This is a genomic window from Micromonospora marina, from assembly GCF_900091565.1.
Taxonomy (GTDB): Bacteria; Actinomycetota; Actinomycetes; order Mycobacteriales; family Micromonosporaceae; genus Micromonospora; species Micromonospora marina.
In genome coordinates, this window is the sequence record NZ_FMCV01000021.1 from 21707 (window position 1) to 44264 (window position 22558).

At 72.8% G+C, this 22558-nt stretch carries 20 protein-coding genes; 9 read left to right on the forward strand and 11 right to left on the reverse strand.

The window, feature by feature from the left end:
- Positions 1 to 45: 45 nt before the first annotated feature.
- On the reverse strand, positions 46 to 1236 hold the full coding sequence (locus tag GA0070215_RS21430) for an ATP-grasp domain-containing protein (RefSeq protein WP_091049022.1): 1191 nt from the start codon (positions 1234 to 1236) through the stop codon (positions 46 to 48).
- A gap of 820 nt (positions 1237 to 2056) precedes the next feature.
- Between GA0070215_RS21430 and GA0070215_RS21435 the strand changes: the two genes are divergently transcribed.
- Entirely contained in the window at positions 2057 to 5740 is a 3684-nt protein-coding gene (locus GA0070215_RS21435; RefSeq protein ID WP_091049026.1) for a non-ribosomal peptide synthetase, read from the forward strand.
- On the opposite strand, the gene GA0070215_RS21440 is transcribed toward GA0070215_RS21435, so the two are convergent.
- The 3 genes from GA0070215_RS21440 to GA0070215_RS21450 are packed head-to-tail and all read right to left on the reverse strand — an operon-like array spanning position 5724 to position 8750.
- On the reverse strand, positions 5724 to 6422 hold the full coding sequence (locus GA0070215_RS21440) for an HAD-IA family hydrolase (protein WP_091049029.1): 699 nt from the start codon (positions 6420 to 6422) through the stop codon (positions 5724 to 5726). The two genes, GA0070215_RS21435 and GA0070215_RS21440, sit on opposite strands and share 17 nt — an antisense overlap.
- Positions 6423 to 6459: 37 nt before the next feature.
- The gene (locus GA0070215_RS21445; RefSeq protein ID WP_091049032.1) at positions 6460 to 7590 is read right to left on the reverse strand and encodes a Gfo/Idh/MocA family protein; all 1131 of its coding nucleotides are present in this window, start codon (positions 7588 to 7590) and stop codon (positions 6460 to 6462) included.
- Complete coding sequence (locus GA0070215_RS21450; RefSeq protein ID WP_091049036.1) at positions 7587 to 8750, reverse strand: DegT/DnrJ/EryC1/StrS family aminotransferase; 1164 nt, start codon at positions 8748 to 8750, stop codon at positions 7587 to 7589. Before GA0070215_RS21450 ends, GA0070215_RS21445 begins: the two co-directional genes overlap by 4 nt.
- Before the next feature lie 332 nt (positions 8751 to 9082).
- On the opposite strand from GA0070215_RS21450, the gene GA0070215_RS21455 reads away from it, so the two are divergent.
- From GA0070215_RS21455 to GA0070215_RS21470, 4 genes are all read left to right on the forward strand, one after another.
- The gene (locus GA0070215_RS21455; RefSeq protein WP_091049040.1) at positions 9083 to 9514 is read left to right on the forward strand and encodes a type II 3-dehydroquinate dehydratase; all 432 of its coding nucleotides are present in this window, start codon (positions 9083 to 9085) and stop codon (positions 9512 to 9514) included.
- Between the two features lie 91 nt (positions 9515 to 9605).
- Entirely contained in the window at positions 9606 to 9959 is a 354-nt protein-coding gene (locus tag GA0070215_RS21460) for a DoxX family protein (RefSeq protein WP_091049043.1), read from the forward strand.
- 8 nt (positions 9960 to 9967) lie between these two features.
- Positions 9968 to 10906, forward strand: coding sequence for an ROK family protein (locus tag GA0070215_RS21465; protein WP_091049047.1), 939 nt, complete (start codon positions 9968 to 9970; stop codon positions 10904 to 10906).
- A gap of 11 nt (positions 10907 to 10917) precedes the next feature.
- A complete protein-coding gene (locus GA0070215_RS21470; RefSeq protein WP_091049050.1) occupies positions 10918 to 11478 on the forward strand; it encodes an NADPH-dependent FMN reductase in 561 nt (186 codons plus the stop codon).
- A 269-nt stretch (positions 11479 to 11747) separates the two neighbouring features.
- Here GA0070215_RS21470 and GA0070215_RS21475 read toward each other — a convergent pair whose 3' ends face one another.
- The 5 genes from GA0070215_RS21475 to GA0070215_RS21495 all read right to left on the reverse strand — a co-directional run bounded on the left by GA0070215_RS21475 (position 11748) and on the right by GA0070215_RS21495 (position 17142).
- A complete protein-coding gene (locus GA0070215_RS21475; RefSeq protein ID WP_091049052.1) occupies positions 11748 to 12971 on the reverse strand; it encodes a glycosyltransferase in 1224 nt (407 codons plus the stop codon).
- A 90-nt stretch (positions 12972 to 13061) separates the two neighbouring features.
- Positions 13062 to 14474, reverse strand: a complete 1413-nt coding sequence (locus GA0070215_RS21480; RefSeq protein ID WP_091049055.1) for a glycosyltransferase family 2 protein — start codon at positions 14472 to 14474, stop codon at positions 13062 to 13064.
- Positions 14475 to 14727: 253 nt separating this feature from the next.
- Positions 14728 to 14868: a hypothetical protein gene (locus GA0070215_RS28690; RefSeq protein WP_208600396.1), complete on the reverse strand. Its 141-nt coding sequence runs from the start codon at positions 14866 to 14868 to the stop codon at positions 14728 to 14730.
- Positions 14869 to 15268: 400 nt separating this feature from the next.
- On the reverse strand, positions 15269 to 15838 hold the full coding sequence (locus tag GA0070215_RS21490; protein WP_091049062.1) for a hypothetical protein: 570 nt from the start codon (positions 15836 to 15838) through the stop codon (positions 15269 to 15271).
- A 314-nt stretch (positions 15839 to 16152) separates the two neighbouring features.
- Entirely contained in the window at positions 16153 to 17142 is a 990-nt protein-coding gene (locus GA0070215_RS21495) for an aminotransferase class III-fold pyridoxal phosphate-dependent enzyme (RefSeq protein ID WP_091049066.1), read from the reverse strand.
- Between the two features lie 97 nt (positions 17143 to 17239).
- On the opposite strand from GA0070215_RS21495, the gene fgd reads away from it, so the two are divergent.
- Entirely contained in the window at positions 17240 to 18244 is a 1005-nt protein-coding gene (fgd, locus tag GA0070215_RS21500) for a glucose-6-phosphate dehydrogenase (coenzyme-F420) (RefSeq protein WP_091049069.1), read from the forward strand.
- Entirely contained in the window at positions 18241 to 18873 is a 633-nt protein-coding gene (gene cofC, locus GA0070215_RS21505) for a 2-phospho-L-lactate guanylyltransferase (RefSeq protein WP_091049072.1), read from the forward strand. The genes fgd and cofC overlap by 4 nt, the downstream gene beginning before the upstream one ends.
- 92 nt (positions 18874 to 18965) lie before the next feature.
- On the opposite strand, the gene GA0070215_RS21510 is transcribed toward cofC, so the two are convergent.
- Both GA0070215_RS21510 and GA0070215_RS21515 read right to left on the reverse strand, forming a co-directional pair.
- A complete protein-coding gene (locus GA0070215_RS21510; protein WP_018788124.1) occupies positions 18966 to 19808 on the reverse strand; it encodes a DUF6081 family protein in 843 nt (280 codons plus the stop codon).
- A gap of 27 nt (positions 19809 to 19835) precedes the next feature.
- Complete coding sequence (locus GA0070215_RS21515; protein WP_167361541.1) at positions 19836 to 20747, reverse strand: NmrA/HSCARG family protein; 912 nt, start codon at positions 20745 to 20747, stop codon at positions 19836 to 19838.
- A gap of 254 nt (positions 20748 to 21001) precedes the next feature.
- On the opposite strand from GA0070215_RS21515, the gene GA0070215_RS21520 reads away from it, so the two are divergent.
- A complete protein-coding gene (locus GA0070215_RS21520) occupies positions 21002 to 21427 on the forward strand; it encodes a PPOX class F420-dependent oxidoreductase (protein ID WP_018788122.1) in 426 nt (141 codons plus the stop codon).
- A gap of 80 nt (positions 21428 to 21507) precedes the next feature.
- Complete coding sequence (locus tag GA0070215_RS21525; RefSeq protein WP_167361542.1) at positions 21508 to 22557, forward strand: transaldolase family protein; 1050 nt, start codon at positions 21508 to 21510, stop codon at positions 22555 to 22557.
- Position 22558: the final 1 nt, after the last annotated feature.

Consider the following 22558-nt stretch of genomic DNA (forward strand, 5'->3'; position numbering starts at 1 on the left):
AACGGATGGCGAGCCGCCGGAGCCGAGCGGGCCCGGACCGGCGCGTCAGGTGCCCAGGGCCCGCTGGATCTGCGCCACCAGCACGCCGCAGGCGTACCGGTCCGCGGCTCCGACCATGCCGACGATGGTCGCCGGCAGCGGGCCGTTGTCCGTCTCTGCCGGGTCGTGGTGCATGAACACGACGAACTGCCCCCGGTCGATGAACGGCGCGAGGATCGGCTCGGCGTCGACGCCGGGAGCCAGTGAGAAGAACGTGGTCATGGCGCACGGATGCCGGCCCAGCAGCGAGCTGCGGTGCAGCAGCGAGGTGGTGGCCCCGCTGACCCGGAAGTTCGGGTCGATGACCCGCAAAGCGCCGTCGCGGCCGATCCCGGCGTCGAAGGAGCAGTAGCCCCGGTACCCGAGCTCACTGGCCTTTCGGACCCCTACGGTCAGCGCTTCGACCAGCTCCTCCGGGGGCTGGTCGTCGTCCATCACACAGCCGACCCACGTCGAGGTGGGCTGCGGCAGGTGTACCGACGCTCCGAAGTAGTGCACCGTTCCCCCGTCGGTCACGCCGAACTGGAGACCCCAGATCGTCTCGAAGGGCACCTCCTCCTCGACGATCCACTGCTCGCTCACCTGTTCCAACTGGTTGAACAGGGAACGGTTCCGCCGGTCCCGCAACCGACGGGTGAAGATCGCAATTCCACTGAACACCTCGACCCCGGCCGGTTTGATGACCGCCGGCCGGCGGTCCCGCGCCACGATCCGGCGCACCTCGGCGGGGGTGGCGACCTGCCGGCGGGGCAGGTACTCCGGCGCGACCAGAGTCTCCAGCACGGTCTTGTTGTTGAGGCGGGCGAGCAGATCCGCGGGCACCCGGGCGCGAGCGGCCCGCAGCAGCGGGTCATGCGGGGGAAACTGGAACTCCAGCGTCTCGCCCCGCTCGACGGCTTCCCGCGCGTACCGCACCGCCTGCGCGCCGGAGCGGAACTCCCGCAGGTCGCTGGGCGTCTTCAGACCACTCCGGCTGAGCAGACGCAGTGACTTGTCCGCGCTGGAGCCGGTGCTGCAGATGACCGCCGACTGGTGCGGAAGGGTCAGGTGCAGACCCGTGATCATGTCCAGGCCGTTGTAGAGAGCGGCGCCCGCGCCGGCGAGATAGGGGCTGTCGGCGGTGGCCGACGGGTCGGGCGGTCGGGCGAGGACCACCCCGTCGTGTGCGAACACCTGTACCTGGATGGGAACCTGCATCTGATCTCCTGACATGCTGGCCCGGTGCGGGCCTCGGGGTAGCGCTGAAACCGGTGCGCCACGGCCACGAACAGCGGAGAACGTGGCCTCAGGCGTGGGCTCCCGGTCCTGGTGCGGCCGCTCGGCCGCGAGAGCCGGGCGTGCCGTGTGCACCGACCGGACGGTCGTGAGCTGGACCGGCCGGGAAGCCGGCCGGCGTGTGGCCAGCTTCACCCGGCGAGGTGCACACCGCCGGTCAGCGGCTGATTTTCCAGCCACCGACTTGGAGTCATGATCGAAAGATCATAGTCACTACTCATTGCCCCGGGATGGGCCAGACAGGCGAACGCGGACGACCCTTTCGCCGCCGGGGCCGCCGATACTCCTAGCCGTTGCCATCGACTCGGGCTGACCGAAAAGCTGTTCGTCAGTAGGGTTGGAGTCGCCGGACAGCGCTGTCGCAGCCGCGCTGCCGACGGCCCGGCTCGCACGGCCACGCCCCTGCCAGGCCCACATTGCCGGCCCGGCCTCGACACGGCCGGTGGCGGGCGGGCACCGCCGCCACGTCCCCGGCCTGCCCGGGGCGGGATCTCCGGCTGGCGCGCTAGGGGTCGACATGCCGATCTCTAGGGGTGTACGTCACGGCGCAGCGCTTCGTATGGTCGGGCCCCGTCGGCTCGTCGTTGCCACCCTCAGCGCACCGGATCGGGTGGCCCGCGAGCGGCGCCGCCCGTCGACGCGCCTCGCGTCACCCCCGCCGTCCGGCGTACCGCATCCCGGCTGACCGATCGTCGCGGCCCTGAGCCTTTCGGTCGTTCCCTTTCGATCGGAGGTTGAGCTGTTGTCTGTCGGGTTCGATGGCGCCCAGGCCGCGGACGGCGCGGTTGCTCTGGAACTCGTGGGTGACCTGCGGAGGCCGGCGGTGTGGCCCGCGCGGGCGGCCTCGGTGCACCGGGTACTGCCCGCCTGGCCGTCGCGCGTGACACCGGCCGGACACGTCGTGGTGGCGGGGCTCGTGGCGGTCCTGGCCCGCTGGACCGGCCAGGACGAGGTGGTGCTCGGGCTGGCCCCGGCCCACGGGCCGGTGGCGCGGGTGGACGTCTCGGGCGACCCGGGATTCGGGGAGTTGGCGACGCGGGTGGGACTGGCGTGGACGGCGCCGGTGGCGGGTCCGGACCGATCGGATCCGGTGGCGGTGGAGCTCACCGACGGCCCGGTGGCGGAGACGGGACCGGCCGTGGTGGACGTCGACATGGTGGTGCGCGTGGCTGCGGACGGATCAGTGCTGCGGGTGGACTACGCGGTGGAGGAATTCTCCACGCAGTTCGTACGGGGACTCGTGGATCAGGTCGTGGTGCTCGTCTCCGCCGGGACGGCGGCGCCGCAGGTCGCCCTGTCGAGGTTGCCGTTGCTGGACGCCGCGCAACGGGAGCGGTTGCTGGCGTGGGGGCGCGGCCCGGTGCGGGAGATCCCGGGTGAGCCGATCCACGAGCTTGTGCTGGGCTGGGCGCGGCGGTCCCCGGAGGCGGTGGCGGGTGTCGCGGGCGACGAGGTGCTGACCTACGGGGAGCTGGATCGCCGGTCCGGACTGCTGGCGGCGTACCTGCGGTCGGTGGGTGTCCGTGCCGGTGACGTGGTGTCCGTGGCGTTGGAGCGCGGGTTGTGGTCGCTGGTGGCGGCGATGGGTGTGCTGCGGGCGGGTGCCGCGTACACGCCGATGGACGTGTCGTGGCCCGCGGAGCGGATGCGGGTGCTGCTGGCCGACCACGGCGCGCGGGTGGTGTTGACGGTCGGTGCGGTAGCGCCCCGGATTCCCGCCGGGGACGGGGTCACGGTGGTGGCGCTGGACGACGGCTGGCCCGCGGTACCGGACGGTGCGGCGGCGGATCTGCCTGTGGTGCCGGTGGACGCCCCGGCGTTCGTCATCTACACGTCGGGTTCGACAGGCACGCCGAAAGGCGTGGTGCTGTCACACGAGAGGCTGGCGAACTTCCTGGCGTGGATGACCGGCGAGTGCGCCATCGGCCCCGGCAGCCGGATGCTGCACTCGGCGGCACCGGTCTTCGACGCCGCGTTCGGGGAGATCTTCGCCGCGCTCACCGGTGGGGGCCGCGTCGTCGTGTGCCCGCGCGACGATCTGCTCGACGCGCGCCGGCTCACCGACCTCGTCAACACCCAGGGCGTCACGCACACGTTCGGACCGGCCACCAACATCGCCCCGCTCGACCCGGCCGCCTGTCCCGGCCTCCGCTGCGTCATCTTCGGCGGCGAGGCCGTCCCGCCGCGGCTGGCCCAGCGGTGGCTGACGGCGGGCACGCGGGTGGTCAACGCGTACGGGCCGGCCGAGATCGCCGTGGCGTGCACCTGGTTCGACGCGTCGGCCGGGTGGGGTGGCGCGTACGTGCCGATCGGCTGGCCGATGCCGAACCGGCAGGTCCGCGTCGTCGACGCGGACCTCGACCTCATGCCGGCCGGGGTTCCCGGGGAGATCCTGATCGCCGGCTTCGGCGTCGCCGACGGTTACCTCAACCGCCCCGAACTGACCGCCCAGCGGTTCGTCACCGACCCGTACGGCGGCGGGCTCGCCTACCGCAGCGGCGACCTGGGGAGGTGGAACAGCGCCGGTGCACTGGAGATCCTCGGCCGGATGGACCACCAGGTGAAGGTCAACGGCATCCGCATCGAGCTGGGTGAGATCGAGAGCATCCTCGCCCAGCACCCGGAGGTGGAGACCGCCGTCGTCGTCCGCCGCGAGGACCGGGGCGTGGCCCGGCTCGTCGCGTACGTCACCGGGCGCGACGGCCGCACCCCGGGCATTGGCGACCTGCGCGACCACGCCACGGCCCACCTGCCCGGCTACATGGTCCCCGCCGCCGTCGTCGTCCTCGACCGCTTCCCCCTCGGCGGCACCGGCAAGATCGACCGGAGTGCCCTTCCCGCACCCGACGCCCAGCGCCCCGATCTCGGCGTGCCGTACGTGGCGCCGGCCACCGAGGGCGAACGCCTCGTCGTGGAGGTGTTCGCGAGCGTGCTCGGCATCGAGCGGGTCGGGGCCCGCGACGGGTTCTTCCACCTCGGCGGCACGTCGTTGCAGTCCGCCGCCGTCGCCGTCGCCCTCGACGAGGCCGCCGACGTGGTGGTGCCCGTCTCGCAGATCCACCGCACGCCCACCCCGCACGAGCTGGCCCGCTGGCTCGCCACCGCCCCCCGCCGCGCGGACACCGGCTCGACCGTGACACAGGCCCGGCAGCGCCCGGGACCGGTCCCGCTCGCGCAGCAGGTGGCGAAGTGCCTGATGTCGCCGCTGGAGGTCGTCGTCCCGGTCACCTGGTGGATCGAGGGTGAGCTGGACCTACGAGCCCTCATGGCCGCCCTCGGCGACATACACCACCGCCACCAGGCCCTACACGCCCGCTACCGACGCACCGACCCACCAACCGCAATCATCCCCCCCAACCCCGGCATGCCACAGCTCCGGCTACTCACCGACGCCGCCACCGAACACGACGCCCTCGACCAACTCGCCGAGGCAGTACAACAACCCCTCGACTACACCCAGGGCCGCAACTGGCGCGCCGCCCTGATCCGAAACAAAACCACCAACCGAATCCTGCTCGGCATCGGCATCCACCACATCGCCTTCGACGGCTGGTCACACGGACTACTCGTACGAGACCTCAGCCACGCCTACACCGCACGACACGCCGGCCACACCTCCACCTGGAAACACCCCGCACCCACACTCCACCAAACCCACGACGAACACACCCGCCTCCGCAACGCCGCCGACCTGCAAACCCAACGAACCTACTGGCGCGAACAACTACGCGACCTACCCCGCCAAGGCAAGGGCCGGCCGCAGGAGAACCCGGAACAGACCCCGGCCTGGGGCCCCAAGACCGGGCACATCGTCACCGTCCCGCCCGAGCTGGTGCGGCGCTGGGACCGGGCCGCCGGCGAACACCGCTTCAGCAGGTCCAGCTACTTCGCCGCCGCCTACGCCTCGGCGCTACGCGCCATCCACGGGCAGGACGACATCGCCCTGCTGATGATCGTCGCCCAGCGCGGCAGCCGCGTCCTCGACGCCGCCTTCACGAGCAGGATCAGCAGCAACTGTCTCCGGGTCCGGTTCGGTGGCCCGGAGAAGGACCTGATGTGCGCCCTCCAGCAGACGGCGGACGAGATGATGGCCGCCCAGGACGTCTCCTTCCTGGAGATGATCACCGACGACCCGGTCCTCGACCTGCCCCGCACGGTGATCGACAGCCTGCCCTCGTTCGCCTACCAGGACAACCTCGTCCTCCCGCTGGACCTGCCCGGCTGCCGGACCGAGGAGGTCGTCGAGCCGTACGCCCGGGAGTGGTCCGGTGCCTGCGTCGCCGAGGTGCTGCCCGGCGAAGGGAGTGTCCTCCTGCGGGTCACCATCCGTACCGACCTGGTCCCGGCCCACGTCGCCGAGATCCTGGCCACCGGCATGCTGCGCTTCCTGGAAGCCGGCCCCGAGGTGGTCAGCGGGACACGCTGACCACCGGGCAGTGCGCCAGCAACTCCGCCGGGGCGTGCACGACCAGGTCGGGGCCGGCGGCGAGCAGCGCCGCGATGTCCCCGCCGTGCCACGTCGTGGCGACGGCCGTCGCCCCGGCGTCCCGGCCGCTGAGCAGGTCGATCACCGCGTCGCCCACCATCATGGCCTCGTGCGGCGGCACGTCGAGGTTGCCCAGCGCCTGGAGCACGATGTCCGGGGCAGGCTTGGGACGGGCCACCTCGTCGGAGCCGATCACCTGGCCGAAGAGGCCCAGCACGCCGAGTTGGTCGAGCAGGGACCGGGCCCGCGGGCCGGCCTTGCCGGTGGCGATCCCCATCCGGATGCCCCGCGAGTGCAGGGTCTCCAGGGTCTCCCGGACGCCGGGGAAGAGCGGCACGAGGTGGGCCATCCGGTAGCTCTCGCGGACGAACGGCTCCTCCATCTCCAGGGGCAGCCCCATCAGGCGCATGATGTCCGGGAAGTACCTGCCCATGTGCCGGTTGTACTCGTCGAACGGCGCCGGCCCGTCGCCCACCACCTCGGCGTACGCGATGCTGAACGCCTCCCGCATGACGGCCGAACTGTCGACGATGACGCCGTCGAGGTCGAACACGACCGCACGGATCGGCCCGCGCGCCGGCGACGGCGGGGTCACCTCGGCTGTGGACGATGGACGGCTCATGGCTGCTCCCGGAAGCGGTTGGGGCCGACGGTGGTTCTCACCCGGCGCGATGGCCCACCAGTGCGTGCTGGTGCTCCGGCCGGGTGGGCCGGGCGCACTGGTAGATCCGTTCGATGATGTCGATGGTCCGGCGGGCCTCGACGACGGCCGCGCCCCGGGCGGCCGGGTCGGCTAGCAGCCCGGGCAGGGCGTCGAGCTGGTGGTCGTACTCTGCGCCGATCGGCTCCCCGGGCAGCGGCAGCCGCGCGGTCCGGCCGTCGCGGGTACGCGTCAGCACCGGCGTGGGCTCCCGGTTGGGACTGAAGCCGAACGTGCAGCGCAGCGTCGCCGATCCGGCGGCGCCGTGCACGGTGACGGTGGTGCGGTCCAGCGACTCGTGCGAGGCCCAGCAGGCGTGCAGGGCGACCGAGGCGCCGGTGTCGGTGAGCAGGAACCCCCGGGCGGTGTCCTCGACGTCGCCGGGAGCGTGGCCTGCGGGGTCGGCCCCGCCGCGCCAGGCGGCGTGGGCAGCGCCGTCGTTGACGAAGTCGTCCGAGACGCTGCCGATCGCGTGGGTGACCCGGGCCGGGCCGAGCAGCGGCAGCACCGTGTCGAGCAGGTGCCAGCCGAGGTCCACCAGCGCACCCCCGCCGGACTGGTCGCGGCGGGTGAACCAGCCGCCCGCGTCGGGCACCCCTCGGGCGCGGACCCAGGCCACATCGACGTGTCGGACCGGGCCCAGCCCGCCGGCCACGTCGGCCAGCGCCCGGATGTCGGCCCGGTAGCGGGCGGCGCTGCCGGCCAGCAGCACCGCGCCGCCGTCACGCTCCGCGTCGGCCAGGATGTCCGCCTCGGCGGAGGTCAGGCAGACCGGCTTCTCCAGGAACACCGGTACGCCCCGGCGCAGCAGCCGGACGGCGACGACCGCGTGCAGGTGGTTCGGTACGGCGACCACCGCCAGGTCGACCGTTCCGGCGGGTAGGTCCTCGACGTCGGCGTACGCGGACGCGACGGCGTGGGTGTCGCGGGCCTGGTCGCGCGCCACGGGCTGCGGGTCGACCACGGCGACCACCTCGAAGCCGGGGTGTGCGGCGAGCCGGGGCAGCCAGATCTCCCGCCCGGCCCAGCCGAGGCCGACCACCGCGACCCGCACCGGCCGGTCGGGCGTCGCCGGGGGCCGGGCCGTCATCCGGCGAGGACGTCGGCGAGCACGGCGGCGATCTCGTGCATCTGCTGCTCCGTGCCGAGCAGCGTGCGGTGGTGCAGCCAGACGCAGTCGGAGTGGATCTGCTCGGTGTTGGGGCAGCGGGCCGCGATCGCCTCTGCCGACTCGTCGGGCGCGTCGGCCATCCAGAAGCCCTCGCACCGGTAGATCGCCCGGAACGCCACGAACGCCGGGACGCCGCGGGCGATGAGCGCGTCCACCACGGCACGGCGGCGCTCGATGCCGATCCCGGGGATACGGAACATCGCCATGTAGTGCGGGTTGCGGTCGGTGCGGGGGTCGATCGTCTGCGGGACGACGCCCGGGATCTCGGCGAGCAGGCTCGACAGCAGCGGCCAACGCTGCTCGCGCAGCGCGATCTGCTCGTCGAGGCGGGTCAGCTGGGCGCGTAGCACGGCGGCGGCGAACTCGCCCATCCGGTAGTTCGAGCCGGTGGTGCCGTGCAGGTAGTCGCGGTCGGTGCGGGGCCGGCCGCAGCTGTGCACGAGGAACGCCCGCTCGCGCAGTTCCTCGTCGGGGAAGACGACCGCTCCGCCCTCGCCGGCGGTCATGAGCTTGCCGTTCTGGAAGCTGAAGGCTGCCACCGAGCCGAGCGCACCGGCCCGCCGGCCCCGCCACTGCGCGCCGTGGGCGTGTGCCGCGTCCTGCAGCAGCGCCACCCCGGCGTCGGCGGCGAGCTTGTCGAGCGCGTCCATGTCGGCGAACTGCCCGGCCATGTGCACCGGCATGATCACCTTGGTACGCGGGGTGATCGCGGCCTCGACGGCGGCGGGGTCGAGGCAGTAGGTGTCCAGGTCGACGTCGACCGGCACGGCGACCGCGCCGAGACGCTGGGCGGCCAGCGAGGACGAGATGAACGTGAAGGCCGGGACGATCACCTCCGTACCGGGGCCGACGCCGAGCACCTCCAGCGCGACCTCCAGGGCGTGGGTGCCGTTGGTGACGGCGAGCGCGTGGGGGCTGCCGTGGTAGTCACCGAACTCTCGCTCGAAGGAGTCGACCTCACTGCCGCCCATCCGCCACCACTGGCCCTGTTCGAGGGCGCGGATCAGTCCGGTTCGCTCCTCGTCGCCGTACCGCGGCCACTCGGGGAGCTCGGACACCGTCGAGGGCTGACCACTCATGACTTCCCACTTCCCAACTCGGGCAGACCAGGGGCTTGGACGGACCATCGGGCGGGGCGACCCGAGACCGCCGGTGCGCGGTCCGGGCGCAGCGGAGAACCGGGTGGCCGCGCGGTACGTGACGCCTCCGTCTGGAGCCGGCGACGTCGCTTCAGCAGGGAGGACGGTAACCGACGCGGATATGCGGTCACCGCCCCTAACAGCCCCTAGCCACCCCTTAGTCCGCCCGCACGTCGGGCACCGCCGGTTCGCCGGGAGCCGTCGGCGTAGTAAGACTGCGGTGACCAGTCATCAGGCTCTGCGGACAAGGGCCGTGCCCCACGAGGTGAAGCGTGTCGGACGTACTGCTGCTGAACGGCCCGAACCTGGGCATTCTCGGCCGGCGGGAACCGGAGATCTACGGCACGGACACCCTGGACGACATCGAACGCGCCGTCGGCGAGGAGGTCGCCGCCCAGGGCTGGGGTGTGATCGCCGAGCAGCACGACTGCGAGGGGGCACTGATCCGTACGATCCAGAACAGCTACGGCACGGTGGGCGCGATCGTCAACCCGGGCGCCCTGATGATCGCGGGTTGGAGCCTGCGCGACGCGCTGGCCGACTACCCCCGGCCCTTCGTCGAGGTGCATCTGTCCAACGTGTGGGCTCGGGAGAGCTTCCGGCACGACTCCGTGATCGCCCCGCTGGCCAGCGGGGTGATCGTCGGGCTCGGCGCGCTGGGCTACCGGCTGGCCGCGCGCGCCCTCACCTCGACCGTCCGATGACGACCGGGCACCCCGCCGTCCGGTGCCGTGGGCGCCGGCGTGCCGGCAGTACGGTCGTCCGCACGTCCCGACTCTTCCCGAAGGACCTCACGTGGAGATTCCCGTCCTCGTCCTGACCCTCGTCCTCGCCGCCGTGTTCGCGGGCACCGCCGTACCGAAGCTCACCGGGCAGGCACAGATGCGCGAGCGGATGGACCACCTCGGCGTCTCGCCGGGGCTGACCCGCCTGCTGGGGGTGCTGGAACTCGCCGCGGTCGCCGGGCTGCTGCTCGGCCTGCTCTGGCCGCCCCTGGGCATCGCGGCGGCGATCGGTCTCGCCCTGCAGATGACGGGCGCGGTCGCCTACCACGCCCGGGCGAAGGACCCGGCCACGACGATCCTGACGCCGGTGATCTTTGCCGTGGCCGCCCTGGCGCTCGTCTACCTGCACGTGCGGCTGGGCTGAGGCCGGCCGTGTCCGGTCCGCAGCGCCACGGCGGCGTCCTCGGCATCGACGTCGGCGGCACCAAGGTCGCGTTGCACGCGGAGGCACCCGGGCGGCCGGCGTACGACCGGACCTTCCGCTGGCCCCTTGGTTCCGCCGACCCGGCCGCGGACCTGACGGTGCTGGCCGTCGAGGTGGACCGGCTGCGCGACCGGTGGGGACCGGTGGACGCGGTCGGGGTGGCCATGCCGGCGACCACTGACACCGGGGGCACCGTCACCACCTGGCCTGGGCGCCCCGGCTGGGTGGGCCTCGACCTCACCGGAGCGCTGCGCCGCCTCTTTCCCGACGCGGCGACCGCCGTCGCCGACGATGGTGATCTCGCCGCCCTGGCCGAGGCGCGCTGCGCCGGCGCGGACGACGTGGTCTACCTGGGCGTCGGCACCGGGATCGGCGGCGGCGTCGTGCTGGGCGGCCGGCCCGTGCCGGGCCGGTCCTCCGCCGAGATCGGCCACATGGTCGTCGCCCTCGACGGTGAGCGCTGCGACTGCGACCGGCATGGCTGCCTCCAGTCCGTCGCGTCCGGCCCCGCCACCCTGCGCCGCGCCGCCGCCCGCCGAGGCGGCGAGGTGGGCTTCGACGACCTACTGGCCGGACTCGACGGGCGCGAGCCCTGGGCGGTGGCGGCGGTCGAGGAGAGCTGCCGGGCGCTGGCGGCGGCGGTGGTGAGCCTCGGCGAGATCCTCGATCCGGCGCTGGCCATCGTGGGCGGCGGATTCGCCGCCGGCCTGCCCGGCTTCGTGCCGCTCGTCGCGCAACGGGCACGCCGCGCCGGCCGGCCCGGGCGCCCTGCGCCACCGGTGCGTCCCGCCGCCCTCGGCGGGCTGTCGTCCCTGCACGGCGCGGTGGAGCTGGCTCGTGACCTGACCGGCACGCCGGCTCCGGCGCGCCCCGTCCCCATCGCGTAGAGGAGAGCAGCATGGTCAAGATCGGTGTCATCGTCGGCAGCACGCGACCCGGCCGCAAGGCCGACGCCGTGGCCCGCTGGGTGCGCGACGTCGCCGCCAAGCGGGGCGACGCCACTGTCGAGCTGGTCGACATCGCCGACTACGCCCTGCCACACTTCGACGAGGTGCTGCCGCCGTCGATGGCGCCGTCGCGACGCCCGGCCGTACGCCGCTGGGCGGCGACAGTGGCCGGGTTCGACGGCTTCGTCTTCGTCACGCCGGAGTACAACCACTCCATCCCGGGCGCGCTGAAGGATTCCCTCGACTTCCTCTACCAGGAGTGGCAGCACGCCGCCGCCGGCCTCGTCAGCTACGGCGTGCACGGCGGCACCCGGGCGGCGGAGCACCTGCGGCTGGTGCTCGGGCAGCTCGGCGTCGCCGACGTCCGCTCCCAGGTCGCGCTCTCTCTGACGACCGATTTCGTCAACTTCCGCGACTTCCGGCCGGCCGCGCACCACGAGCAGGCCCTCGGCACCATGCTCGACGAGGTGGTCGCCTGGGCCGGCACACTGCGGACGCTGCGCCGGGCCTGACGCCGCTGCGGCTGCGCGGGCCGGTGACGGAGGTCGGGCACCCAGCGTCGACCCGCCCGGCCCGGCGGAAACGAGGTCGCGCCGGCCACGGCGGAGGACGAAGGGACACGCTGGAGCCACGCCCGCTGTCGTAGACCAGGCCGACCCGCGCAGTGCGGCGACCGCCACCGCGAGACCACCGGCGGGTCGTGGCCGCCCTGGATTCGCGGCGTCCGGTGAAGGTGTTCGGCATCCCGCCGACGCCCTGACCTCGACGCGGGGCTGCCCGCTCAGGCTCCCGGTGCGGCGACCAACCGCTCCGCGGCGACCTGCGCCGCGTCGGTGCGTACGACGCCGGCGAACTCGCGGGCGCGGGCGGCCACCTCCGGCCGCAGCGCGGCGCCCAGAGCCTCGGTCAGCGACTCGACGGTCGGCACGGAGCCGGAGTGTGCGGTGCCGATGCCGAGCGCGGACACCCGGCGTGCGAAGTAGTGCTGGTCGTACACCTGCGGTATGACGACCTGCGGCGTCCCGGCCCGCGCGGCCGTGGTCGTGGTGCCCGCGCCGCCGTGGTGGACCACCACGGCCACCTCCCGGAACAGGTCCTGCTGGTTCACTTCGCCGACCACCAGGCAGTCGGAGGACCGGTCGACCGGCGAGAGCGGTGCCCAGCCCCGGGAGACGACCAGCCGGCAACCGACCGCGCGCACGGCCCGCACGGCCGTCTCCAGCAGACCCGGGGGTGCGGCGACGCTGCCGAATCCGACGTAGACGCACGGCCCGCCGGCGTCCAGGAAGGCCGTCAGCTCGGCGGGCAGGGCCCGCTCGTCGGGCAGGAGCCAGGCGCCCGGTTGGTAGACGGCCGGATCGGCGACGTCCGGCCAGGGTGCCAGGGTCGGGTCGGCGGCCAGCCACGGCCGGTCGGTGTGGATGTGATCGTTGACATCGTCGACCGGGCCCAACCCCACCGTCGACCGAAGCGCGTTGAGGGGCGCGGCGAAGGTGTCGTTGACGTGCCGCAGGTTGGCGGCCCACAGGTCGCTGTTGTCGGCCGACGCGGGCGCCGGGACCTCCCCCGGCACCGGCAGCGGCAGCGGGGGGTGGTGGGGTGAGGGAAGGGCCGCCGGGCAGAGCGCCGCGAAGACGTACGGGATGCCGCGCTTCTCCGCCACGGTGCGGGCGGCGATCTGGAGGCCCGTCGACGCGACGAGGACGTCACAGTCCCGGGCTGCGGCCGACAGCACCTCGAACTGGATGCCGATGGAGGACTCGGCGAACTTGCGTACCTGCGCGGGTGAGGGTTTGGGCACGGCGGCCCGCGACCTGGACGCCGCCGACCTGCGCCAGGGCGGGCCGACGGGCACGAAGGGAATCCTGAAGCTGGCCACCCAGCGGGCGAAGTCGGGCGGGGCGCAGAGTCGGACCTGGTGACCGAGGGCCGTCAACCGCGACGCGAGCGCCACCAGTGGTTGGACATCGCCGCGCGACCCGAGAGTCGACAGTAGTACGCGCATGATACTCGCCTTCCCGTCTCTTGCGCCGGATCCGGGCGCGGTTGGGCCAGGCCCGACAGCGTTGTCGGGCCTGGCCGCACCGTCGATCTGCTATCCCCGCGTCGTGGAGCGCCCCGGCGCCAGGGCAGCGGGTCGCGCCCTGGCGGCGGTCTGGGCGGGTACCCGGCGCGCGGCGCCGGGCGCGGGTCGGAGGGGCCGCAGGGTCAGTACGTGGCCGAGCCCCTCGACCGCGCGCAGCTCGGCCGTGCAGGCCGCGGCCTGCGCCTGGCGCAGGTAGTCCAGCGTCTGCGGGTCGGCGGCGCACATCCCCGGCGTCGAGTCGGCGGTGGCGACCAGGTGGACCTCGCCGGCCAGCAGCAGCGAGGCCGAGATGAACTGGCAGAGTTCCGGCCACAGCAGGTACCGCCAGAAGTCCACACTGATCACCGCGTCCAGGCTGCCCGGCGGCATGGGCGGGGCGACGCCGAGCAGGTGGAAGTTGGTCCGCCCGATGGGTGCGGCGTAGTCGAAGGTCAACGCCGAGGCGGGCAACCCGGAATCGGCGCGGCCGGTGCCGATCCAGAGCGTGCGGTGCCCCCGCACCTGGCCGGCGAGGCGCGCGGCGGCGGGCCCGATGGCGCAGGCCGACCGCTCGACGCACTCGTCGATGAGCGCGCGATAGTGCAGGATGCGCCGGATCGCCTCGTACCCCATGACGGCGGTGAGGAACTCCCACTCCAGGCACGGATAGAGCCGGGCCGCCTGCTGGAAGTTGGCCTTCATCTCCATCCAGTTGCGGGTGATGTTTTTGTGGTGCGGCAGGTGGACGACCCGGGCGTCGTCGTCGTAGCCGAAGTTGACGCCGTCGGGGAGGCTGCGGTCGACGCGGTAGAACAACTCGACGTCCTCCACGCCGTAGCTCAGACCGAACGCCTCGCGGTAGCCACCGACCTGCGCGAAGTGCGCGCTGGACAGCGAGATGTTGTGCGTGTAGGCGATGACCCAGCCGGCCCGGAGCCACTCGCCCCCGTCGTCGGGAAGCCCTGTGGCGAACCGCAGGTCGCCGCCGTGCGGGAAGGCGCGTGCGACCGCGTGCGGCTCCCCGGCAAGCACTGCCGGCAGGTCAGCGAGGCCGATCTCGTCCCGCCGGCCGATCAGCACCGCCGCGTTGCCGGGCACGCTGTGCCAGGCCAGGTGCCGCTCCAGCAGGTCGGGCACCGCCCACGAGTCGGCGTCGAGGAAGACCAGCAGAGGTGCGCAGGCACGGCGCGCCCCCTCGTTGCGGGCTACGGAGCGGCCCTTGCGCTCGGCGAGTTCCAGCACGCGCAGGCGGAGACCGGCGCCCTCGGCGAGCGCCTCGGCGTACCCGTCGGGCGAGCCACCGTCCCGCACCACGATCACCTCGAAGCGTTCCGGCGGTAGCGTCTGCCGGGTCAGCGCCCTGAGGGTCAGCGCAAGGCACTGCGGATCCTGGTAGGTCGGCATCACCACGCTCAGCGCCGGAGGGTTTGTGGGCAGCGTCATGGCGATCCTCTCCGTCAGACGATCTTGCCGCCGAGGGGCGGTGACATTCGTCAGACGATAACGTTCCGCGATGACATCCTCACGAATCATTAGGGGTCCGTAGGGGTGCGCTGTCCCATCTCGACAGTCGCCGCCTGACCGGAACCTCAGGGCGTTCGCAAGGTAGTGAGATGACCGGATTGCCGGTTATGGGGTAGTCACGCCGGTTGCGGCGGGTACGTAGGAGAGCGGCCTTCTGGTGATCATTCAGGTGTCAGGCGGCGGCCGCGCCCTCGAACGCCACCAAGACCGGCGTGGCGTCGAACAGCGCGGCACCCGGCGGCGCGCCCGGCAGCGGGTCCCCTGATGGGGGTAACGGGGGTGAGGCGTCCCGCAACCACATCCACGCCATCATCCGCACCCCGAATGGGAACGACTACGGATTCGACCTGCTCAAGGAGCATCTCGCCACCCATCCACATCCGTCACTTAGCTGACCGGCCCGGTGACCGATGGCGGTACGGACCTGGTCCGACCACAGCTGCTCTCCAGCAGCGGCTGTGGTCCGGCCATCGACCCGCACCGGGCCGTCGACCAGCATGGCCACCTGGGGGTGCTTGGACCCGGCCGGAGCAGAGCGGATCAGTCACCGGCTCGGGCTCCGGCGCGGTCACCTCGTCCCAGACCTTCTCCAGGTCGCTGCGGGTGGCGTCGTGGACCAGCTCGACCAGTTCGGGCGATCGCGCGTACGCCGCTGCAGCGGCACCCGGCCCCGCCGCCGGCGGGATCACCGGCGGCGGAGCGTTGGTCAGCCGTCAGGGAAGCCGGATGGTCCTGGTGTTCGGGAAGCTGTAGGGGCAGGAGATCGACGAGCCCGTGCCGATGACCACGTAGCCCGGTGGAATCGGAGACACCGAGCAGACGACGGTGGTGCCGGTGGTCGACGGGGTGCGGATGCTCCAGGTGTTGGGGAAGCTGTAGGGGCAGGAGATCGTCGAGCCCTCGGCGGTGATCACGAACCCGGCCGGCACAGCCGTCACCTTGCACATCGAGGTCGACGTGGAGGTGGACGGCTTCTTGATGGTCCAGGTGTTGGGGAAGCTGTAAGGGCAGGAGATCGACGAGCCCTCCGCGATGACGACGAAACCGGTCGGAACGGCCGTCACCTTGCACATCGTGGTCGTCGAGGTGGTCGACGGGGTGGTGATCGTCCAGGTGTTGGGGAAGCTGTAAGGGCAGGAGATCGACGAGCCCTCCGCGATGACGACGTATCCGGCGGGCACGCCCGAGCTCTTGCAGATCGTCGTCGTCGCCGCACTGGCCGGCGTCGCGAGGGCCAACGCGGCGGCACCGCCGACGACCACGGCGGCCAGCGCCGTCGCCATCGTTCGCAGTAGCGCCCTGGGTCGGCCTGCCGGCGTCGGCGCGGTAAGACGCCGCCACGCCCGTTCCATCCGATTCATTCGGGGACCCTTCCTGATGCAGGTGTCGCACAGCAGCGCTGCTGTGACTTTGCGTAGCCATATTGCGGGTCTCTGGCGGTCCAAGGCAATGCCGAAGGCAATAGATGAACGAAAGAAGTCGGCCGGAAGGGCAGCCGAAGTCGTTGACCTCACTCGATGCCAGAGTTGCTGAATTAATCGGGCGGCAACACTGAGGTGATCGGCCGCGATGCGGTCCAGCCCGGCCCGAACTGGTGTTAGTAAACGAATGGACCGCAATTGCTGACCGGGTCATCGGACAGTCGCATCACGAGGTCGGAGCCGGATGTCATCCGGGAATTCCCCAGGGGCCCGGAAGGCCATTCAAAAGTGGGTTGACGCTCGCAGATGTCATGATGCGTGAACGTTGAGGTTGGGTGTGCCGAGCAGCAGCGTCCCAAGTGGACGCGACGGCTGAAACCCGGATAGGTCGACTTTGTGTGGAAGATGATCGAGGGCCAACCGCGGGTTACGTTCAAGCTGATCCCGATCGCCATGCCGATACCGTGGACGCTGCTGACCAGCGCCAGCCCGGCGAGGTCCTGGCGCAGCCGGGTGAGCGTCCGAGTCCCCGCCTCGCCCGCTCTGTCTGCCAACTGCTGCCTGTGTACGGTCTGGGCCACGACGGCGACGGCACGGCATGCGAGCGGAAAGCCGCCGTACCTGGAGGAGCTGGCACTGGGGGCTCCGAATGGGCCGCGCTGCATGAGGTCCGTCGGGGCGCAGATGGCGGAGACGGGATAACCGTTGCCGAGGCCCTTGCCGAGTACGACGACGTCGGGACGTACGTCTGGTTGGTCGCTGGCGAGGATGGTGCCCGTGCGGCCCATGCCGGTCATGGACTCGTCGGCGATGAGCAGTACGCCATGTTCGTCGGCGAGGCGGCGCAGGGCACGGACGTAGCCCGTAGGCGGCACCACGTTGCCTGCGCGGCCTTGGACGGGTTCGACCAGGATCGTTGCGAGGGATCCGGTGGACTGCTCACGCAGGATGTCGCGGGCGAGGTCGACGCAGGCGAACCCGCAGGCTGGCGAGGTCAGGCGCAGGGGGCAACGTGAGCAGTTCGCGTATGGGGCGCCAGCGGTCGCGGACGTCTCCTGATCCTCGGTCGGACGGTGTTCCGCTCGGGTCGCCGCAGTCGTCGCCGAGGGACGTCGCGCCTCGGCGACGCCCGGAACGGGTCCGCCGGATCCCGGCCCAGCGGGCATCTCGAGCGGCCGCGGACCACCGGCTCGACCCGGGTTCGAGGCGTCCGCTAACCGCTGCCCTGATCGTCGAGGCACCGACGCAGGACAGGGGTGGCAGATGATCAGGTTCGGCTACAAGGCGTCCGCCGAGCAGTTCGGCCCACGGGAACTGCTCGAGTACGCGGTGCTCGCCGAGGAGTACGGCTTCGACTCCGTCTTCGTCAGCGACCATCTCCAGCCGTGGCGGCACGACAACGGGCACGCGCCGGCCGCGCTGCCGTGGCTGGGCGCCCTGCTCACGCGTACCCGTCGGGTGGTGGTGGGCACCAGCGTGCTGACGCCGACGTTCCGCTACCACCCGGCCGTGGTCGCGCAGGCCTTCGCCACGCTGGGCTGCCTCGCCCCCGGGCGGGTGGTGCTGGGCGTCGGTTCGGGCGAGTCGCTCAACGAGGCGCCGTTGGGCGCCGCCTGGCCGGCGCCGGCGGAACGGCTGGCCCGGTTGACCGAGGCGGTCCGGCTGATCCGTCGGCTGTGGACGGAGGAGCGGGTGACCTTCGCGGGGCGGTGGTACCGCACCGACCGGGCCACCATCTACGACCGGCCGGCCCGTCCGGTGCCGCTCTACGTCGCCGGCGCGGGGCCGGTGGCCGCGCGGCTCGCCGGGCGGGAGGGCGACGGCTTCATCTGCACCAGCGGCAAGGGCCGTGACCTGTACGCGGAGAAGCTGCTACCCGCCGTGCGGGAGGGCGCCGGCCAGGCCGGCCGTGCCGTGGACGACCTCGACCTGACGATCGAGCTGAAGGTGTCGTTCGACCCGGACCCGGAGCGGGCGCTGCGCGACACCGCCCACTGGGCCGCACTGGCGCTCACCGGCGAGGAGAAGACCGGCGTCGACGACCCGGTCGAGATGCAGCGCCGGGCGGCCGCGCTGCCGCTGGCCCGAGCCGCGAGCCGGTGGATCGTCTCGTCGGATCCGGCCGAGCACGCGGCCCGCGTTCAGGAGTATCTCGACCTGGGCTTCCGGCACCTGGTGTTCCACGCCCCCGGCCCGGACCAGGCGCAGTTCCTCAGCCTCTACAGCACGAAGGTGCTACCCCTGCTGCAGGTCGGCACACGGGTGTGACCGCCACCGACCGTCCCTGGACCGTCCTGGTGCCCCTGAAGCGGCTGGACCGGTCCAAGAGTCGGCTCGCCCTCCCCCCGGCGCTGCGCCGGGCGGTGGCGGAGGCGATGCTCCTCGACGTGCTGGCCGCCGCCGCCCCGGTGGCGCGGGTGTGCCTGGTGAGCGCGGAACCGGCCGGGGACCGCTACGGCGTACCGGTGCTGCCGGATCCGGGCGGTGGCCTGTCGGCCGCGGTGGCGCACGCCGCCGCCCGGTTCGACGGCCCGGTCGCGGTGCTCTCCGGCGACCTCCCGGCGGCCCGCCCCGCCGAGCTGGCGGCGGCGTTGGCCGCCGCGGCGGCGCTGGACACCGCCGTGCTGGCCGACGCCCCCGGGTCGGGCACCACCCTGCTGACGGCGCGCCGCGGGCGGTGGCTGCGCCCGGCGTACGGGCCGGACTCGCACCGGCGTCACGTCGGCGCGGGGATGGCGGACCTCACCGGCCGACTGGCGCTGCCCGGTCTGCGCCGGGACGTGGACACCGTGGCGGATCTGCGGGAGGCCGCCCGGCTGGGGATCGGCCCGGCGTCGACCGGGCTCCTCGCGGCGGCCGGTCACACCTGTGTCGGGAGCCCGTGGCTCGCGGTTTGACCTCGCCAGCCGGAGCACGGTCTGGTCTAGCCAGCCGGAGCACCGCGACCGCGGCAGCGGAGTCGGCTGCCGCGGTCGTATGCCGACGTCGGTCAGTCCCGGTGGGCCGTCACGCGGCGGACGTCCAGGCGGACGCCCTGCCCCCAGAGACGGTCGGCGAAGAGCGCCAGGCCCACGGTGAGCTGGCGTGGGGCGGCGGGCTCCTCCGGCCGGCCGTTGTCGCGCATCGCGTACCGCGCGTCGAGCGCCCGGCGCCCGATCCGGTCCACCCGCAGCACCTCGGTGTCGCCGACGTGCCAAAGGGCGGTACGCCGGTCCGCGTCGTAGGTGAGGGCCAGGGCGTGCACGTCGGCAGGCTGACGGTCGAGCACCGGCACCGCGTACGAGAACCCGGCGTACCCGTGCGGCGGGAAGGCGAGCCGCTCGTAGACGGCGAAGACGCAGCGATCGGTGACGATGAAGTCGAAGACCATTCCCGTCTCGCGGTCCATGCAGATCAGCGCCGCCGCGCCCAGCCGCAGGTCCCGGTACGGGTCGACGACCGCGTCGCCGTAGGTGTGCCGGTCCAGGCCGTACGCCTCGACGGACAGCTCGGCGCGAACGGTGAACCGGCCGGCCGGCACGGCGAACCCCGGGAAACCGTCGGCGGTGTCCCGATTCGCCATCAGCGCCCAGCGCAGGTGATCGGTTTCGGACAGCGGCTGCGGCGGCTCGGCGAACGCGGGCTGACCGGTCGCCGGGTCGGTCGCCGTGGGGACGACCGTCAGACCGCTCGGGCCGGTACGCGCCACGCCGTCGCCCGCCGGAAAGCCCGGCACCGGACGCAGCCGCCACCGCGCCGTCTCGCCGCCGACGGAGAGCGGGCCCGAGAAGTCGTCCCGCAGCACCTCCCCGGTCGCGGCCACACGGGTCGACGCCTCGGATTCGATGCTCACTGCAACCTCCAGGATTCCGAATTCGGTTCAGCCGTTGCGCGGTACGCCGGCGGCCGGCGGCGCGCTGTGTGCGGTGCTGGGCGCCCAACCGGTGCGGGCCAGCCAGCCGGCCAGGGTGACCAGCTCGGGGAACTGCCGGCGCAGCGCGGGAATGTCCGCCTGGTAGCCGATCCGGTTCAGCCAGCCGTACGCGGTCGCCTGCCACTCGCTCTGCCGTTGCAGCTCCGCCATCGGCACCGGTTCGAACCGGGTGGGCAGCCCGGTGTGCCGCTGGAACGTCTCCGCGATCTGGTCACCGGTGAGCTCGTCGCCGGCCAGCTCGATCTTCGCTCCGATGGTGGACGGGTCGTCGAACGCCGCCGCGGCGAAGAACCCGATGTCGCCGGAGGCGATCATCTGCAACGGCTTGCCGGGGGCCAGGCCGCGCCGGTACACCAGCCCGCCGTCCTCCAGCAGGGGCGGGTACTGGCCGAAGTTGTCCATGAAGTAGGTGGGGCGCAGGAAGGTCGCGGGCAGGTCGTGCTTGCGGATCCGCTCCTCGATCCGCAGCTTCGCCTCGCGCCAGAACACTCCCTCGGGTCGTTCGGCCCCGCCGACGGAGCTGTGCACGAAGTGCCCCACCCCGATCTCGCCGGCCACGTCGGCGATGTTGACACCGTGTCGTTCCTCCGCCGGCACGCCGCCCTGGCTCAGCGGCGTCTGCACGCTGAACACCCCGTACGCCCCGGTCATGGCGGCGCGGATCGACGCGACGTCGTCCAGGTCGCCGACGACCAGCGTCGCCCCCAGCGCCCGGAGTTCCCGGGCGGCGGGCCGCTGCGCGTCCCGGACGAACGCGTGCACCGGCCAGCCCCGGCGCAGCAGGTGCCGGGCCGTCCCACCGCCCTGCTTCCCGGTCGCCCCGAAGACCAGCACCCACCGGTCTGCGCGTGATGACACGGCCGCCTCCTCGTACCTCGTCGCGGTCCGCGCGGTGTCCCGGCCACCGCCGGAGCGCCGCGCCTGCCGCCGAAGGTTCACCGACCGGGATAGAGCCGGGTTCGAGAGCCGGTCGAGGCCGGGTTCGAGCGGCTCTCGAGCCGGGTTCCAGTCGGGAGCGAGCCGCCGCTCCGACGATCAGGACCCCGGCGTGACCGCACGTCGGGGCCCCGGCGTGACGGCGCGGGGCGGATGCCGACGAGGGGCAGGATGACGTGATCTTCACCGCGGACGAGCTCGAATACCTGAAGTCGCAGCGGCTCGGCCGGCTGGCCACGATCCAGCCGAACGGCAGCATCCAGAACAACCCGGTCGTCTACTGGTACAACGCCGAGGCGGACTGCATCGACATCGGCGGACGCGCGATGGCCACCACCCAGAAGTTCAAGAACGTGGCCGCGAACGGCAAGGCGTCCTTCGTCATCGACGACGTGGTGTCCCGGCGGCCGTGGCGGGTGCGGGGCATCGAGATTCGCGGCCACGCGGAGGCGCTGGTCGACCAGCCCGTCCCGCCGGAGCTGGAGTTCCTCTCCCCCGAGCTGATCCGCATCCACCCGCAGCGCCTCTTCACGTGGGGTCTGGACCCGGAACACCTCGCCATGGTGCGGCGCAACGTCACCCCCGCCGCCGCGACGCACTGACCGCGCCGACGACACCCCACCCGGCCACCCACGTCACGCCCGGTGGACCGGGCGTGCGGACGTACGAGGAGACGACAGCTGTGACCGAGAACCTCCGTCGGCTCGCGGAAGCGGGCGTGACCATCTGGCGCGACGACCCGGCGGCCGTCGGCCCCGGCCAGCCACCGGTGTCCGGCCTGGCCGTCGGCGTCGCCGCGCTGCGGGTCGGGCTCACCGCTCCGGACGGCGGCGCCACGCCCGCCGCGGCGGGCGACGACCTCGACGACGCCGTGCGCCGGGCCGGCGCGGACGTGGCCCGGCGCGCCGCCGACGCACTGCGACCGGGGTACGACGCCTCGGGCGGCCGCGACGGTCTGGTGAGCCTGGAGATCGATCCCCGGCTGGCCGACGATCCCGACGGCACCGTGGCCGAGGCGCGACGACTGGTCGAGCTGGTGGACCGGCCGAACCTGCTGCTCGCCATCCCGGCCACGGCCGCCGCGCCGGCGGCGGTGACCGCCCTGCTGGCCGAGGGCATCGGGGTGAACGTGACCCTGGTGTACGCCCCGGCGCAGCTGCGGACCGTGCTCGACGCGGTCCGCGAGGGGCTGACGGCCGCGGAGGGATTTCCGCCCGCGATCGTCTCGGTGCCGGTGGCGGATGTGGACACCGAGGTCGACAAGCGTCTCTGGGCGATCGGCACGGACAGCTCGGCCCGGCTGCGCGGCACCGCGGCTCTGGCCGGCGCGCGGATGGCGTACGCGGCGTTCGAGAACGCCCTGCGTGGCCGTGACTGGGCGGGTCTGACCGCCCTGGGCGGTCCCCGGCCGCGGCTGGCCTGGACGTCGACGCAGGTCCGCGACCCGTACTACCTGGAGACCCGCTACGTCGACGAGCTGGTGGTCCCGGGGGTGCTGACCGTCCTGTCGGCGGCCACCCTCGCCGCGGTGGTGAAGGGCAGCGAGGTGCGCGGGGACAGGGTGCACGGCTCCTACGAGGACGCCCACGCCGCGTTGGAGCGGCTGACCGCGATCGGCGTCGACCACGACGACGTGCACCGGGTGCTGCGCGAGAAGGCGCTCGCCCGGGCCACCACCGCCTGGCTGCGGCTGCGCGACACGGCTGCGGCGCAGCGTCAGCCGGTCGGCTGAG

Excerpts from the sequence above, each read along its gene's own strand:
- GA0070215_RS21440 (WP_091049029.1), bottom strand. The coding sequence starts at position 6,422 with ATGAGCCGTCCATCGTCCACAGCCGAGGTGACCCCGCCGTCGCCGGCG.
- fgd (WP_091049069.1), top strand. The coding sequence starts at position 17,240 with ATGATCAGGTTCGGCTACAAGGCGTCCGCCGAGCAGTTCGGCCCACGG.
- GA0070215_RS21480 (WP_091049055.1), bottom strand. The coding sequence starts at position 14,474 with ATGACGCTGCCCACAAACCCTCCGGCGCTGAGCGTGGTGATGCCGACC.
- GA0070215_RS28690 (WP_208600396.1), bottom strand. The coding sequence starts at position 14,868 with ATGATGGCGTGGATGTGGTTGCGGGACGCCTCACCCCCGTTACCCCCA.
- GA0070215_RS21450 (WP_091049036.1), bottom strand. The coding sequence starts at position 8,750 with ATGAGTGGTCAGCCCTCGACGGTGTCCGAGCTCCCCGAGTGGCCGCGG.
- GA0070215_RS21475 (WP_091049052.1), bottom strand. The coding sequence starts at position 12,971 with ATGCGCGTACTACTGTCGACTCTCGGGTCGCGCGGCGATGTCCAACCA.
- GA0070215_RS21445 (WP_091049032.1), bottom strand. The coding sequence starts at position 7,590 with ATGACGGCCCGGCCCCCGGCGACGCCCGACCGGCCGGTGCGGGTCGCG.
- GA0070215_RS21470 (WP_091049050.1), top strand. The coding sequence starts at position 10,918 with ATGGTCAAGATCGGTGTCATCGTCGGCAGCACGCGACCCGGCCGCAAG.
- GA0070215_RS21430 (WP_091049022.1), bottom strand. The coding sequence starts at position 1,236 with ATGCAGGTTCCCATCCAGGTACAGGTGTTCGCACACGACGGGGTGGTC.
- GA0070215_RS21495 (WP_091049066.1), bottom strand. The coding sequence starts at position 17,142 with ATGCCCGCTGGGCCGGGATCCGGCGGACCCGTTCCGGGCGTCGCCGAG.
- GA0070215_RS21490 (WP_091049062.1), bottom strand. The coding sequence starts at position 15,838 with ATGGCGACGGCGCTGGCCGCCGTGGTCGTCGGCGGTGCCGCCGCGTTG.